Annotated in this window: 13 protein-coding genes; 2 read left to right on the forward strand and 11 right to left on the reverse strand. The window is 57.3% G+C overall.

Annotation, left to right across the window (positions count from 1 at the left end; translation table 11 throughout):
• Positions 1-51: 51 nt before the first annotated feature.
• Positions 52-1278: a beta-ketoacyl-ACP synthase I gene (gene fabB / locus JWF83_RS20215; protein ID WP_413652203.1), complete on the reverse strand. Its 1227-nt coding sequence runs from the start codon at positions 1276-1278 to the stop codon at positions 52-54.
• Positions 1279-1442: 164 nt separating this feature from the next.
• Between fabB and mnmC the strand changes: the two genes are divergently transcribed.
• A complete protein-coding gene (mnmC, locus tag JWF83_RS20220) occupies positions 1443-3452 on the forward strand; it encodes a bifunctional tRNA (5-methylaminomethyl-2-thiouridine)(34)-methyltransferase MnmD/FAD-dependent 5-carboxymethylaminomethyl-2-thiouridine(34) oxidoreductase MnmC (protein ID WP_413652204.1) in 2010 nt (669 codons plus the stop codon).
• A gap of 66 nt (positions 3453-3518) precedes the next feature.
• Here the strand turns inward: mnmC and JWF83_RS20225 are convergent, their stop codons facing one another.
• The 6 genes from JWF83_RS20225 to prmB form a co-directional block, all read right to left on the reverse strand.
• A complete protein-coding gene (locus tag JWF83_RS20225) occupies positions 3519-3800 on the reverse strand; it encodes a YfcL family protein (protein WP_413652205.1) in 282 nt (93 codons plus the stop codon).
• A gap of 33 nt (positions 3801-3833) precedes the next feature.
• Positions 3834-4382: an elongation factor P hydroxylase gene (locus tag JWF83_RS20230; RefSeq protein ID WP_413652206.1), complete on the reverse strand. Its 549-nt coding sequence runs from the start codon at positions 4380-4382 to the stop codon at positions 3834-3836.
• Positions 4383-4449: 67 nt separating this feature from the next.
• Positions 4450-5250: a sulfite exporter TauE/SafE family protein gene (locus JWF83_RS20235; protein ID WP_413652207.1), complete on the reverse strand. Its 801-nt coding sequence runs from the start codon at positions 5248-5250 to the stop codon at positions 4450-4452.
• An 8-nt stretch (positions 5251-5258) separates the two neighbouring features.
• Entirely contained in the window at positions 5259-6083 is an 825-nt protein-coding gene (gene mepA, locus JWF83_RS20240; RefSeq protein ID WP_413652208.1) for a penicillin-insensitive murein endopeptidase, read from the reverse strand.
• 4 nt (positions 6084-6087) lie between these two features.
• Positions 6088-7173 (reverse strand): chorismate synthase, encoded by a 1086-nt coding sequence (gene aroC / locus JWF83_RS20245; RefSeq protein WP_413652209.1) that lies wholly within the window; start codon positions 7171-7173, stop codon positions 6088-6090.
• Between the two features lie 3 nt (positions 7174-7176).
• Positions 7177-8109 carry a 50S ribosomal protein L3 N(5)-glutamine methyltransferase gene (gene prmB, locus JWF83_RS20250; RefSeq protein ID WP_413652210.1) on the reverse strand — a complete coding sequence of 311 codons (933 nt, stop codon included), beginning with the start codon at positions 8107-8109 and terminating at the stop codon, positions 7177-7179.
• Positions 8110-8287: 178 nt separating this feature from the next.
• On the opposite strand from prmB, the gene smrB reads away from it, so the two are divergent.
• Complete coding sequence (gene smrB / locus JWF83_RS20255) at positions 8288-8839, forward strand: endonuclease SmrB (RefSeq protein ID WP_413652211.1); 552 nt, start codon at positions 8288-8290, stop codon at positions 8837-8839.
• Positions 8840-8893: 54 nt separating this feature from the next.
• Here the strand turns inward: smrB and sixA are convergent, their stop codons facing one another.
• The 4 genes from sixA to JWF83_RS20275 form a co-directional block, all read right to left on the reverse strand.
• Complete coding sequence (gene sixA / locus JWF83_RS20260; protein WP_413652212.1) at positions 8894-9376, reverse strand: phosphohistidine phosphatase SixA; 483 nt, start codon at positions 9374-9376, stop codon at positions 8894-8896.
• A gap of 170 nt (positions 9377-9546) precedes the next feature.
• The gene (fadJ, locus tag JWF83_RS20265) at positions 9547-11706 is read right to left on the reverse strand and encodes a fatty acid oxidation complex subunit alpha FadJ (RefSeq protein WP_413652213.1); all 2160 of its coding nucleotides are present in this window, start codon (positions 11704-11706) and stop codon (positions 9547-9549) included.
• Positions 11706-13016, reverse strand: a complete 1311-nt coding sequence (gene fadI, locus JWF83_RS20270; RefSeq protein WP_413652214.1) for an acetyl-CoA C-acyltransferase FadI — start codon at positions 13014-13016, stop codon at positions 11706-11708. Before fadI ends, fadJ begins: the two co-directional genes overlap by 1 nt.
• A 177-nt stretch (positions 13017-13193) precedes the next feature.
• Entirely contained in the window at positions 13194-13490 is a 297-nt protein-coding gene (locus JWF83_RS20275) for a YfcZ/YiiS family protein (protein WP_413652215.1), read from the reverse strand.
• Between the last annotated feature and the right edge of the window lie 146 nt (positions 13491-13636).

Raw genomic sequence — 13636 nt, forward strand, 5'->3', positions numbered from 1 at the left:
GCTCCCCGTGGAATAGCGTTGAGGCGGCATTGATGCCGCCCCAGACAGCGATTACTGATATTTACGCATCACCAGCGTGGCGTTGGTGCCGCCAAAACCGAAGCTGTTAGACATCACGGTAGTCAGCTGTTTCTCGGTTGGTTTGGTCACGATATTCAGACCTTCCGCCGCCGGATCCAGTTCATCAATGTTAATGCTTGGCGCAATAAAACCGTTTTCCAGCATCAGCAGGGAGTAAATCGCTTCCTGCACCCCTGCCGCACCCAGCGAGTGACCGGTCATGGCTTTGGTCGCCGACATGGCTGGCGTGTTATTATCGCCAAACACCGCGCGGATCGCGCCCAGTTCTTTCACATCACCGACCGGGGTGGAAGTACCATGGGTGTTGAGATAATCGATTGGCGTATCAACGCCTGCCATCGCCATACGCATACAGCGCGCTGCGCCTTCGCCGGACGGAGCAACCATATCGGCGCCGTCTGAAGTTGCGCCGTAGCCAACCACTTCCGCATAGATATGCGCGCCGCGCGCCAGCGCATGTTCCAGCTCTTCCACCACCACCATACCGCCGCCGCCAGCGATCACGAAGCCGTCACGGCCCGCATCATAGGTACGCGACGCTTTCTCTGGCGTCTCGTTGTTTTTGGTAGACAGTGCGCCCATCGCGTCAAACTCACAGGACATTTCCCAGCACAGCTCTTCGCCGCCGCCAGCAAATACGATATCCTGTTTGCCCAGCTGAATCTGCTCAACCGCGTTACCGATACAGTGCGCAGAAGTGGCGCAGGCGGAGCTGATCGAGTAGTTAACACCGTGGATTTTAAACGGTGTAGCCAGGCAGGCGGAAACGCCGGATGCCATCGCTTTGGTCACCATATAGGGACCCACGCCGCGCAGGCCTTTAGCCCGCATGCCATCAACGCTGGCTGCCTGATAGTAAGGGGAACCACCACCGGAACCGGCGACCAGTCCCACACGTGGGTTGCTCTGGTACTGTTCTGCGGTCAGACCGGAATCTTTAATCGCTTCCAGCATTGAGATATAGGCGTAGATCGATGCATCACTCATAAAGCGCAGTACTTTGCGGTCAATGAGACTGGTGATTTCGTCTTTGGACAGCTTAACGTTACCCCAGACGTGACTACGCATGCCGGAATCTTTCAGCTCTTGCGAGAAGGTAATGCCCGAACGCCCCTCACGCAGAGAAGCCAGAACTTCATCCTGGTTATTACCAATGCTAGAAACGATCCCTAAGCCAGTAATCACTGCACGTTTCATTCAAATACCTCTTCCACTTCAATTTAGTAATTTAGGATACGACGAGCACTTTAGCTTACACTTGTACGCCGAACAAGTCCGATCAGCTTTTAACTTTTGTAAATTTGCGTCATCCCGGCGACATCGTTAAAATCGCGCCACTGCCTGATTAATGAGCCATTCTCGTGAAATTATCCCCGGTTGAACATGCCGAGTTGTCGTGGAATGAACAGGGTACACCTGTATCCCGAGCATTTGACGACATCTATTTTTCCAATCAGAACGGCCTTGAAGAGACGCGTTATGTGTTTCTTGAGGGCAATAATTTACCGGCCCGATTCACCGATCACCCACGTGAACTTTTTATTACCGCCGAGACAGGTTTTGGTACCGGACTCAATTTTCTGGTGCTGTGGCAGGCATTTGAGCGCTTTCGCCGCGACAACCCCGGCGCCACCTTACAGCGCCTGCATTTTATCAGCATCGAAAAATTCCCGCTGACCGCGGCCGATTTAGTCGCCGCTCAGGCCCACTGGCCAGAGCTGGCCCCCTGGGCAGAACAGCTCCAGGCGCAGTGGCCAGTGGCGCTGCCGGGCTGTCACCGCCTGCTGCTGGACGGCGGGCGCGTCACGCTCGACCTGTGGTTTGGCGATATTAACCAGTTAATTGACCATTTTGATGACAGCCTGAACCGTCAGGTTGACGCCTGGTTTCTCGATGGTTTTGCGCCAGCGAAAAACCCGGAGATGTGGACGCCGCAGTTGTTCGCCGCCATGGCGCGAATGGCGCGACACGGCGGCAGTATGGCGACTTTTACCGTCGCCGGTTTTGTGCGCCGCGGCCTGGTGGAGGCCGGCTTTGCCGCCACACGACGCAAAGGCTTTGGCGAAAAACGCCATATGCTGGTCGGCACCCTGAACGAGGCGCCAGAGATTGCCGCTGCCACGCCGTGGTATGCCCGTCCGGCGGCCAGTGGCGAAGATATTGCGATTATCGGCGGCGGCGTCGCCAGCGCGGCGCTGGCGCTGGCGCTGCTGCGCCGCAACAAACGCGTTACCCTTTACTGCGCCGATGACGGCCCGGCGCGCGGCGCTTCCAGTAATCGTCAGGGCGCGCTTTACCCGCTGCTGAACCACCATGACGACGCTCTGAAGCAGTTTTTCCCCGGCGCCTTTACCTTTGCCCGGCGGCTGTATGATGCGCTGCCACCGTCATTTGAACATCAGTGGTGCGGCGTCACGCAACTGGGCTGGGATGAGAAGAGCCGTGAGAAAATTGCCCTGATGGGCGCAATGGGATTACCTGCAGAGCTGGCGCAGATTATCGATCGGCAGCAGACCGAGGCGCTGACCGGCGTGGCGACCGGTTGCGGCGGCATTACTTACCCCGACGGCGGCTGGCTGGCGCCGGCAGAGCTGACCACTCTGTTGTTTGATCTCGCCAGCCAGCAGGGATTGCGCATTCACTGGCTGCACCGGCTGGAACAGCTCGACCCGCTGCAGCCTGGCTGGCAGCTGACCTTTGCCGATGGCCAACGCGTCAGCCACCAGAATGTGGTGCTGGCGACCGGCCATGCGCTGCCCGCGCTGGCGCAAAGCGCTGAGCTGCCGGTCTATGCCGTCGCCGGTCAGGTCAGTCATGTGCCCAGCCGCGCCGGTCTGAGCGCGCTAAAACAGGTACTGTGCTATGACGGTTATCTCACCCCGGTCAGCCCGCAGTTCGGCACCCACTGCATTGGCGCCAGCTATCGTCGCGGCGAAGTGACCGCTGACTATCGCGAGGCGGACCAGCAGGAGAACCGCGATCGCTTAATCCGCTGCCTGCCGGCTTGCGACTGGACGCAGCAGGTCGATGTCAGCGCTGGCGAAGCGCGTTGCGGAGTGCGGTGCGCGACCCGCGACCATCTGCCGATGGCCGGTGCGCTGGCGAATTATCAGCAGACGCTGACGCAATATGCCCGGTTGCGCGATCGGCTGGCTGACGGCGAACAGATTGCCAGCGCGCCACTCTGGCCACAGCTGTTTGTGCTGGGGGCGCTCGGATCGCGCGGATTGTGCAGCGCGCCGCTGGCGGCGGAAATTCTGGCGGCGCAGCTTTGCGCCGAGCCGATACCCATGGATGCCGCCACGCTGGCGGCGCTGAATCCGAATCGCTACTGGATAAGAAAATTACTGAAGGGTAAAGCGGTAAGGTGATCACCGGCGCAACGGTGTGCGCCAGCGGCTGAGTTTACGGGGCGAAAGGGATCCGCCCCATCAGCGCTATGCCGACTGACGCGCCTGCTGGTACAAATTGTCCCACATGCCAGTCACCAGCGCCTGATCGCGCGGCGATAATTCACCGGCATCGATGGCTTTATGCAGGCTTTTCTGTACCTGAATCCGCAACGCTTCCGCCGTATGCTCGCCTGCCAGCTCAACTTCCGCCACGGCCAGCGTGAGGTGACCGCGCAGATAACCGCTGGCAAACAGCTCATCGTCACTGGCGTGTTCAACCATATCGTCAATCAGGGCCAGAATACGCGATTCAAATTCTGCGATCATGTCAATTCCTCTTCTTCAAAATTCATCCCCCGCTCAGCACAGATCTTCCGGCCAGGGAAACTGAGCTGCCGTCAACGGGGGCGTTGAGTAATACGAACAAAGTGCTGCAATAAAGCGTGCCGGGCGGGATGGAATCCCCTGTTGCAGATAAGTCATCACCTGAGCATGCACGTTACGCTGAAACGCGATGCGATCGGGTTCACAATCTCCGCTGAGATTGTCACAACTTACATTGAAGGGAAACCCCGCCGCAACACAAAACAACCATTCCAGCGCCTGAGGTTTAATTTCCACCGCTTCAAACTGATGTTGTGTGCTGGCATCGCGGCCATCCGGGCAATACCAGTAGCCAAAATCCACCCGTTTGCGACGTTCGGCGCCGGCAATACACCAGTGTGAGATTTCATGCAGCGCACTGGCATAGTAGCCATGGGCAAACACCACCCGGTGCCACGGCGATTCATCATCTGCCGGCAGATAGATCGGTTCGTCGTCGCCTTTAATCAGGCGGGTGTGAAAATCTTCACTAAAACAGTGGTCAAACAGGGTAATCAGCTGCTGATAATGATGTGTTGTGGTCATTGAACGGGTCATCAGATAAAAAAGTCACACAATGGTGGCGTTAAGCCGCGGATCCGGCCAACGCCCCTCAGAACAACGCGTGAAACCACGCGCTAATTTGCGCGCCATGGCTGTCATACAGCAACTTGCTGCTCATCACCGCCGAAACCATCACCACCATTGGCCGGATGAGCGACTGACCACGACTGAGTACCAGACTGGCCCCCAGCCGCGCGCCGCAGAAGGCGCCCAGCAGCATCACCAGCCCGGTGCCCCACACCACTTTGCCGCCAAAAATAAAAAACAGCAGGCCGCCAAGATTGGAGGAGAAGTTGAGTACCTTGGCATGCGCGGTGGATTTTGCCAGGTTATAGCCGCAGAGGGTAACAAACGCCAGCGCATAGAACGAACCGGCGCCCGGGCCAAAAAAGCCGTCATAAAATCCGACGCAGCCACCGGCAACCAGGGCAAACGGCAGGCCATACAGGCGACGAACACGATCTTCTTCACCGAGGCGTGGCATAAGCAGGAAATAGAGACCGATGGCGATAATCAGCAGCGGCAACACCTGACGCAGCAGACCGGGATCAATATGCTGGATCAGCGTCGCGCCGGTCACTGAACCGATAAAAGCCATGGCGATATTCAGCTTCTGCGCGCGCAGATCGACCGCTTTACGCCGCACGAAATAGAGGCTGGCGGAGAATGATCCCCCCACCCCCTGCAGTTTGTTGGTCGCCAGCGCCTGGGCTGGCGACAATCCTGCCGCCAGCAGGGCCGGTACGGTAAGTAATCCACCGCCGCCGGCAATTGAATCAATAAATGCTGCCACTACCGCCACCAAAAACAGCAGCCCGACCAGCATCGGGCTGACAACAAACCAATCCATCACAATTCCTAGAGTAAGTGCCTGTCGAGCAAAGCCTGACAGGAAGGAGGGAGCGGCGGCGGTTCACGCTTCACGGGCGCGCCGCTGCCAGGCTTTTTCGGCGCAAACCAGCTTTGCAGCTCCGCGCCGCAGCCATCGCCTGGCGGCGGGGCGGCCTGCTCTTCACACTCCAGACTGTCCGGCGGGCAACGCAGACGCACATGCATATGGGCGCGATGGGCAAACCACGGGCGTACTTTCCGCAACCAGTCGCGATCGACGCCGGCATCGGCACAAAGCTGCTTTTTAATCGCCGGATTGACGAAGATCCGCGTCACATCGTTATCTTGCGCCGCCAGTTTGATCAGGCGGTCAATTTCCGGTTGCCAGTGACGCGCCACGACGTTGCGATCGTCCGCGGCCACCAGATCGAGCGGCTGCGGTTTCAGCAACATCTGCTCGCTCCAGCGCGTTTTCGGCAGTTGTAGCCAGATATCGACGTCCAGACCGGACTGATGGCTGGCGTGGCCGCTGCTAAAGCGACCACCGGCGGCCATACCCATATCGCCAATCAGCACTTCACCCATACCCAGTTTATTCACCTGGCTGCTCAGCCGCTGGATAAACTGGATCAGATCGGGATGACCGAAATAGCGCCGCTGATCCTGGCGCATCACCTGATAGTTCGCCGCATCCAGCGGCAGCGGCCGGGCGCCGATAATACAGCCATTGGAAAAACCGCCAATCGCCTGCGGGCTGCCGCTGATCGGATGGTAAATACTTTGCCATGGCGTGGCGGCCAGCGCCGGCAGGCTAACCAGCAGGGCGCACAGGGTGAAGAGCAGTTTTTTCATTGGTTTACCAACGCGGAACATCGCTATTAACATCAGCACACTGCGCGCGCTGAAGCATCAGATGATCCATTAGCACAATCGCCATCATCGCTTCGGCAATCGGCACGGCGCGGATACCCACGCAAGGATCGTGACGACCACGGGTGATCATCTCTACCTCTTCACCAAACCGGTTAATGGTATTGCCGGGGACGGTAATGCTGGAAGTCGGTTTCATCGCCAGGTTGGCGATCACCGTCTGGCCGCTGCTGATACCACCGAGAATACCGCCGGCATGGTTGCTCTGAAAGCCAGTAGCGCGGATCTCATCGCGATGCTGACTGCCGCGCTGATTAACCACCGCAAAGCCGTCGCCAATCTCCACCCCTTTCACCGCATTGATACTCATCAGCGCGTGGGCCAGATCGGCATCCAGACGATCAAACACCGGTTCGCCCCAGCCTGCCGGAACATTTTCCGCCATTACCGTGACTTTAGCCCCAATCGAGTCGCCCTCTTTCTTCAGCGCACGCATCAGTTCATCCAGCGCTGCCAGCTTATCGGCATCCGGGCAGAAGAACGGGTTCTGTTCCACCTGTTGCCAGTCTTTCAGTTCGCAGGCGACATCGCCAATCTGCGCCAGGTAGCCACGTACTTTGATACCGTGTTTAAGCGCCAGGTATTTCTTGGCGATCGCCCCGGCGGCAACGCGCATTGAGGTTTCTCGCGCCGAGGAACGGCCGCCGCCGCGGTAGTCGCGCAGGCCATATTTCTGTTCGTAGGTATAGTCGGCATGACCCGGACGGAACACATCTTTGATGGCACTGTAATCCTGCGAACGCTGATCGGTATTCTCAATCAGCAAGCCAATCGGCGTACCGGTGGTGACCCCTTCGAACACGCCAGAGAGGATTTTCACCTGATCCGGCTCGCGACGCTGGGTAGTGTAACGCGAGGTGCCCGGACGGCGGCGATCGAGATCGTGCTGCAGGTCGGCTTCCGTCAGCGGGATACCCGGCGGCACGCCATCCACAATACAGCCCAGGGCAATACCATGGGATTCACCAAAGGTAGTGACACGGAATAAACGACCAATCGTATTACCAGCCATGATTTAGTCCTTGTAAATTTTGAAGTGATCGGCAGCAGCAATAATCTGTTGCTTAGTCAGCATAAACACCCCGTCGCCGCCGTTATCAAACTCCAGCCAGGTGAAAGGCACGTCCGGATACTGCTCCATCATATGCACCATGCTGTTGCCGACTTCACAAATCAGAATGCCGTTATCGGTCAGGTAATCGGGCGCGCAGGCCAGAATGCGGCGCGCCAGTTTCAGACCATCGCTGCCGGCAGCCAGGCCCAGCTCCGGTTCATGGCGGTATTCATTCGGCAGATCGCCCATATCTTCCGCATCCACATACGGGGGATTGCTGACGATCAGGTCATACTGCAGTTTCGGCAGATCGCGGAACAGATCGGAGCGAATCGGCGTGACATGGTGGATCAGACCGTGGGCGTCGATATTCTGTTCGCAGACCGCCAGCGCATCGAGCGAGATATCGACCGCATCCACTTCCGCTTCCGGGAACGCATAAGCACAGGCAATGGCGATACAGCCGCTGCCGGTACACATATCGAGGATATGCTGCGGCTGATGGTCGATCAGCGAAGCGAAGTGGTTGTTAATCAATTCACCAATTGGCGAACGCGGCACCAGTACGCGCTCATCGACATAGAATTCGTGACCGCAAAACCAGGCTTTATTGGTCAGGTACGCCACCGGGATACGCTCGTTAACGCGGCGAATCACACGCTCCACGATACGATGGCGCTCACTGGAGGTAAGACGCGCCTGGCGCATATCTTCCGGAATATCTAATGGCAACCAGAGTGTTGGCAACACCAGCTGAACGGCTTCGTCCCACGGGTTATCCGTGCCATGGCCATACCAGATATTGGCTGCTGAAAAACGGCTTACCGCCCAACGCAGCATGTCCTGAATGGTGTGCAGTTCGTTCACTGCCTCATCGACGAAAATTTTATCCAAGTTGCCCTCCGCAGGCGGTTCTGAAAACCCGGCAGCTAGTTTGCCACGAAGCCGCCAATAATTCAGCGCAGAGAGGTGAAAAAGCTGACTTTTGTTATAGTCGCGAGTTAAGGTAGAGATCTGACGAGTCGCGGCCGGTAGTCAGGCTCGCCGTAAATTAACCTGACAGTGAAGACTAATGACCAGGAAAGAAAAACTTAGCGCGGATGATAAGGCACTGTTTCGTCAGTTGATGAGTGGGACGCGTAAACTGACGCAGGACACGATTGTGCATGCGCCAAAGCGTAAAAAAATCAGTGAAGTGCCGCAGAAACGACTGCTTTCCGAGCAGGCCGATAACAGCCACTACTTTTCTGATGAATTTCAGCCGTTGCTGTCGACGGATGGCCCGGTGCGCTATGTGCGCAGCGATGTCAGCCACTATGAAATGAAGAAGTTACGTCGCGGCGACTATACGCCGGAGATTTTTCTCGACCTGCATGGATTAACGCAAAACCAGGCAAAACAGGAGCTGGGCGCGCTTCTTGCCGCCTGTCGGCGGGAACATATCTTTTGCGCCAGTGTCATGCATGGTCACGGCAAGCATATTCTCAAACAACAAACTCCGCTCTGGCTGGCGCAGCATCCGCATGTGATGGCCTTTCACCAGGCGCCGAAAGAGTTTGGTGGCGATGCCGCCCTGTTGGTATTAATTGAAGTGGAAGAGTGGCAGCCGCCGGAATTACCCTAGTTCGGGCAACTGTCCGGTCTGGGCGGAATAAATTCCGCCCCTGGAGCATTGATATTACATGGCTTTGGCTAATTTCTTCGGACTCACCTGCCATTCCAGCTTGCCTTCGCAACTGGCGCCATCAAAATCGATACAGGCAATGGCGGAGGTGGCAAACATCGGCGGCGCTTCCTGCGGACAGAGTTCAGAAACCAGGTAACCTACCAGCGGCAGGTGAGAGATCACCAGCACCGATTTTACCCCTTCGTTCGCCAGCGTCTGCAAATAGCAGGCGACCAGCCCCGGATCGCCGCCAGGGGTCAGCTCCGGCAACACATCCTGCTCTTCGGGCAGCGGAAGTGCTTCACGAACCGTAGCAAGCGTCTGCTCAGCACGGAGATAGGGACTGACAAGGACGCGCTCGATATCCAGCGCCTGGCTGTTAAGCCAGCTCGCCATCTGGCGAGACTCATCACAGCCGCAATGAGTAAGAGGTCTGACTGAATCACTTGCTGCATCTAATGCCGCATCGCCGTGACGCATAATAAAAACTTGCATAATGCACCGCTATTGTTAAACATAATCGCCGCGAACTGGGGTCCGCTGACTCTTCATTCTGCGAATGAACGCTGTGTTGTACCCCAATGCCCTGAGTATAGTCAACCAATTGTGTATTTAATAAGCGCTTATCAGAACAGCGCCACAACCAGCGCTGCGACTGGGATTAGCTAAGCCACTGAATCAATATGGGTATCACTGGCAAGCTCTGTTTTGTAAAACTTTTTATTTTGCTCCGCCATGCGACGCAATGCGTCACAGGGCGCAAAGCGCTCACCATACTGATGCATTAGATTGACTAATGTGTTCACCACCATAGTGGCGCCTAAACGATCGATATAATGGAACGGACCGCCCAAAAACGGCGGAAATCCAATGCCAAATACCGCGCCTATGTCGCCATCACGCGCGTTGCGGATCACCTGCTCATCATGGCAACGCACCGCCTCATTCAGCATCATCATCACACAGCGCTGCGCGATCAGCGCTCCCTCAAGCCGCGCTTTCGGTTTGACTTTGATCAGCGGATAAATGCGGCTATCCACCCGTTTTTTCCGCGACAGCGCCGCCGTTGAATAACGATAAAAACCGCGTCCGTTTTTGCGCCCTTTACGGTTGTCCGCGAGGATCGCCGCAAAGGCCTCAGGGGCAGCAAAACGCTCGCCATATGCCTGCTGCAGAATCGGCATGATTTTGCTGCCGACATCAATGCCGACTTCATCCAGTAACTGCATCGGCCCGACCGGAAAACCAAATTCCACCAGCGCGTTATCAATCACCCCAACCGGTTCCCCGGCCAGCAAACAGTGCATTGCTTCATTAATATAGGGAGCAAGAATGCGATTGACGTAAAAGCCCGCGCGATCCGCCACCACAATCGCGGTTTTCCCCTGTTTCTTCGCCAGCGCGACGGTAGTGGCAATCGTTTCCGCACTGGTTGCGGCATGGGGGATCACTTCTGCCAGCGGCATTTTGTCGACCGGGCTAAAGTAGTGCAGGCCGATAACATTTTCCGGTCGCTGCGCCTGAGCGGCAATTTGGCTGATAGGCAGTGATGAGGTATTGGAAGCAAAAATAGTGGTGGCGGCGCAGTGCTGTTCCACTTCGGCCACCATTGTTTGTTTCAGCGCCAAATCTTCAAATACCGCTTCAATTACCACATCGCGCTGCTGAAAACCGCGATAAGCGGTATCGCCGGAGATCAGCGCCATCTGACGCAGGCGTTCGGCAGGCTTAATATGGCGCCGTTTGACCTTTTTACCCAGCGTGTCCCAGCTATATTTCAGCGCATGGTTAATTCCTTCGGCGCTGATATCTTTAATCCGTACCGGCAAACCGGCGCGTGTTGCGGTGACACAGGCGATACCGCCGCCCATCAGCCCCCCGCCCAGCACGCCAATCGCCCGTAGCCTGCGCGGCTCCGCCTGCGCGCCATGCTCTTTTTTCAGCGCCGTGGTGGCAAAAAACAGGCTGCGCAGCGCCACTGACTCTGGCGTCATCACCAGGTCGCCAAATGCCTGCGCTTCTGCGGCATAACCACTGCTGCTGCCCTGCTCCAGTCCGGTACGGACCACCGATAAAATATACTCAGTGGCCGGATAGTTCCCCCGGCTCTTCGCCCGGGTGCGACGGGTGGCGAGAGTAAACAGCAACGCACGCCCCAACGGACCATTGGTCAGGCGTTTACCCACCGGCAAACGCGGACGCGACTTCTGCCCGGCCAGCACCAGGGCGACGGCGGTTTCCAGCAAAATAGTCTGCGGCACGACATCATCCACCAGACCGATTTTCAGCGCCTGGCGCGGGCGCAGCGTTTTACCGCTCAGCATCATCTCCAGCGCCACCGGTACCCCCACCAGCCGCGGTAAGCGTTGCGTGCCGCCGGAGCCGGGCAGCAGACCGAGCTGAACTTCAGGCAGCCCCAGCCGGGTTTTATCATCCGGCGTGCAGATTCGCTGACTACAGGCCAGCGCCAGTTCCAGCCCGCCGCCGAGGCAGGCGCCATGAATCGCCGCCACCACCGGAAAAGGGAGCGCCGCGATCTCGCTCATCATTTTCTGTCCCTGCTTCGCCAGCGCTGACGCCCGTTGCGCGCTGTCGCAGGCGGCGATCATGCTGATATCCGCCCCGGCGATAAAGGAGTCAGGTTTACCGGAAATAATCACCACCCCGGCCAGATGAGGATTTTCCCGTGCGCGCTGAATCACCTGGCGAATCTGTCCGGCAAAGGCGGCTTTCAGCGTATTCATTTTCTCGTCCGGCACGTCGATGGTGATAACCGCGACGTTGTCCAGACGCATCTGTAAGTGAAATGCAGATGGCTGTTCCATTATTCGGCCTCCAGAACCATTGCCGCGCCGAGTCCGCCAGCAGCACAGGCTGTCACCAGCCCTAACCCGCCGCCACGTCGTTTCAGCTCGTTCAGGGTTTGCGTAATCATGCGCGCGCCGGTAGCGGCAAACGGATGGCCGTAAGCAATCGATCCGCCCAGCACATTAAATTTCTCCTGATTGACTTCGCCCAGCGCATGAGGCCGTTTCAGCACCTCACGGGCAAAGCGTTCGTCACTGAACATCTTCAGATTTGCCAGCGTCTGGGCCGCAAAGGCTTCGTGCATATCGATTAGCGTCAAGTCGTCCAGGGTAATACCCGCCCGATCCAGCGCCAGCGGTGAAGCCCAGGCGGGGCCGAGTAGCATATCCTGCCAGACATCAATGGCGGTAAAGGCGTAGCTGCGCAGATAGCCGAGCGGCACGATGCCGAGTTCGCGCGCGCGCGACTCGGTCATCAGGATCACCGCGGCGGCGCCATCGGTTAATGGCGTACTGTTGGCGGCGGTAACGGTACCGTGTTTGCGGTCAAAGGCGGGACGTAAGCGGGCGTAATCTTCCGGCTTCGAGTCGTGTCGCACATTGTTGTCCTGCTGAAAAGCGGCGCGCCATGGCGGTACAAAGGCGGTCATTACCTCTTCCGCCAGCTTGCCTTCTTCCCACGCCTTTGCGGCATGCAGATGGGAGCGATGCGCCAGGGCATCCTGCTGTTCGCGGGTAATACCATGGGTTTTCGCCATCTGCTCTGCGGTATCCCCCATGCGCAGGCCGGTAGAGTATTCGGCGACGGCGGGCGGCACCGGCAACAGGTCACGCGGACGCAGCTGGCTGAACAGTTTGATTTTTTGCGTCAGGCTGCGGGCTTTGCTGAGATCAACCAGCGCGCGTCCGAGTTTTTTACTGACGCCAATCGGCAGTACTGAGGAGGAGTCGGCGCCACCGGCAATGCCCGCCTGAATCGTGCCGACCAGCAGGCTCTCGGCCACACTGGCCACCGCCTGAAAACTGGTGGCGCAGGCGCGACTGACGCTCCAGGCGTCGGTATGTACGCTCAGGCTGCTGCCCAGCACAATTTCACGCGCGATATTCGGCGCTTCCGGCATCTGCACCACCTGACCGAACACCAGCAGCTCAATCACTTCCGCCGGGAGATTGCTGCGCGCCAGCAGTTCACCCACCACCATTTTACCGAGTTCCACCGCCGGAATACCATGCAGCGCGGTAGCCTGACGGGCAAAAGGCGTGCGTAATCCGTGTGTTATCGCGATGCGTTCACCCTGACGCGTCAGCAAAGATAGCGCTTTGCTCATTATTATCACCTGTTAACCGAGATCGGAGGCATCATTGCCAAAAGAGGTCAGACCTGATCATCAGTGTTAACCAGAATGTTACATTGCGCCAAGCGCGGTGAGAGAAAAATGAGAGTACAGACACGAATTGAGGGGAGAGTGGCAGCCAGGCCGCCACTTTTTTACTGCAGACAAGGATTAACGCAGACCCAGCTGGAAAATCAGCGTCTCCGCCTCACAGGCAAAGACAAAATCCACATCAAGCTGCACGCCATGGCTCAGCTCAGTAAAGCGGGCGCGAATGTCACACGGGTCAGATTCCACGGAACGCGCTTTCTGCGTTAAGCTCGCCAGCATCGCTTCGGCTGCTGCACGGCTGTCAAATACCCGACTGTAAGCGGCAGAGCAGTCGGTGTTATCCATAATGGTGCCAACATCGACACAGCAACAGGCTGCGGTTTCATTAGCGCTACATTTATTAATGGCATCGGTCATGGTGATCTCCTGTGTTATGCCGCCGCAATGGCAGGCAAACTAATTCAATATGTAATAGTTTACTCCCGCCTAATTTTCGGCACTACCTTTACCCCGGCTTAACGCCGTTAAGTGATGAATATCACAATTAAAATTGATCCAGAACA

The sequence above is a fragment of the Pantoea sp. B65 genome (genome assembly GCF_047308185.1).
In the GTDB taxonomy this organism is placed as follows: domain Bacteria; phylum Pseudomonadota; class Gammaproteobacteria; order Enterobacterales; family Enterobacteriaceae; genus Erwinia.

What these genes read in the sequence shown, in the direction of transcription:
- fabB (WP_413652203.1), bottom strand. Translation starts at nt 1,278, where the DNA reads ATGAAACGTGCAGTGATTACTGGCTTAGGGATCGTTTCTAGCATTGGT.
- JWF83_RS20225 (WP_413652205.1), bottom strand. Translation starts at nt 3,800, where the DNA reads ATGATCGCAGAATTTGAATCGCGTATTCTGGCCCTGATTGACGATATG.
- JWF83_RS20230 (WP_413652206.1), bottom strand. Translation starts at nt 4,382, where the DNA reads ATGACCACAACACATCATTATCAGCAGCTGATTACCCTGTTTGACCAC.
- JWF83_RS20235 (WP_413652207.1), bottom strand. Translation starts at nt 5,250, where the DNA reads ATGGATTGGTTTGTTGTCAGCCCGATGCTGGTCGGGCTGCTGTTTTTG.
- mepA (WP_413652208.1), bottom strand. Translation starts at nt 6,083, where the DNA reads ATGAAAAAACTGCTCTTCACCCTGTGCGCCCTGCTGGTTAGCCTGCCG.
- aroC (WP_413652209.1), bottom strand. Translation starts at nt 7,173, where the DNA reads ATGGCTGGTAATACGATTGGTCGTTTATTCCGTGTCACTACCTTTGGT.
- smrB (WP_413652211.1), top strand. Translation starts at nt 8,288, where the DNA reads ATGACCAGGAAAGAAAAACTTAGCGCGGATGATAAGGCACTGTTTCGT.
- sixA (WP_413652212.1), bottom strand. Translation starts at nt 9,376, where the DNA reads ATGCAAGTTTTTATTATGCGTCACGGCGATGCGGCATTAGATGCAGCA.
- fadJ (WP_413652213.1), bottom strand. Translation starts at nt 11,706, where the DNA reads ATGGAACAGCCATCTGCATTTCACTTACAGATGCGTCTGGACAACGTC.
- fadI (WP_413652214.1), bottom strand. Translation starts at nt 13,016, where the DNA reads ATGAGCAAAGCGCTATCTTTGCTGACGCGTCAGGGTGAACGCATCGCG.
- JWF83_RS20275 (WP_413652215.1), bottom strand. Translation starts at nt 13,490, where the DNA reads ATGACCGATGCCATTAATAAATGTAGCGCTAATGAAACCGCAGCCTGT.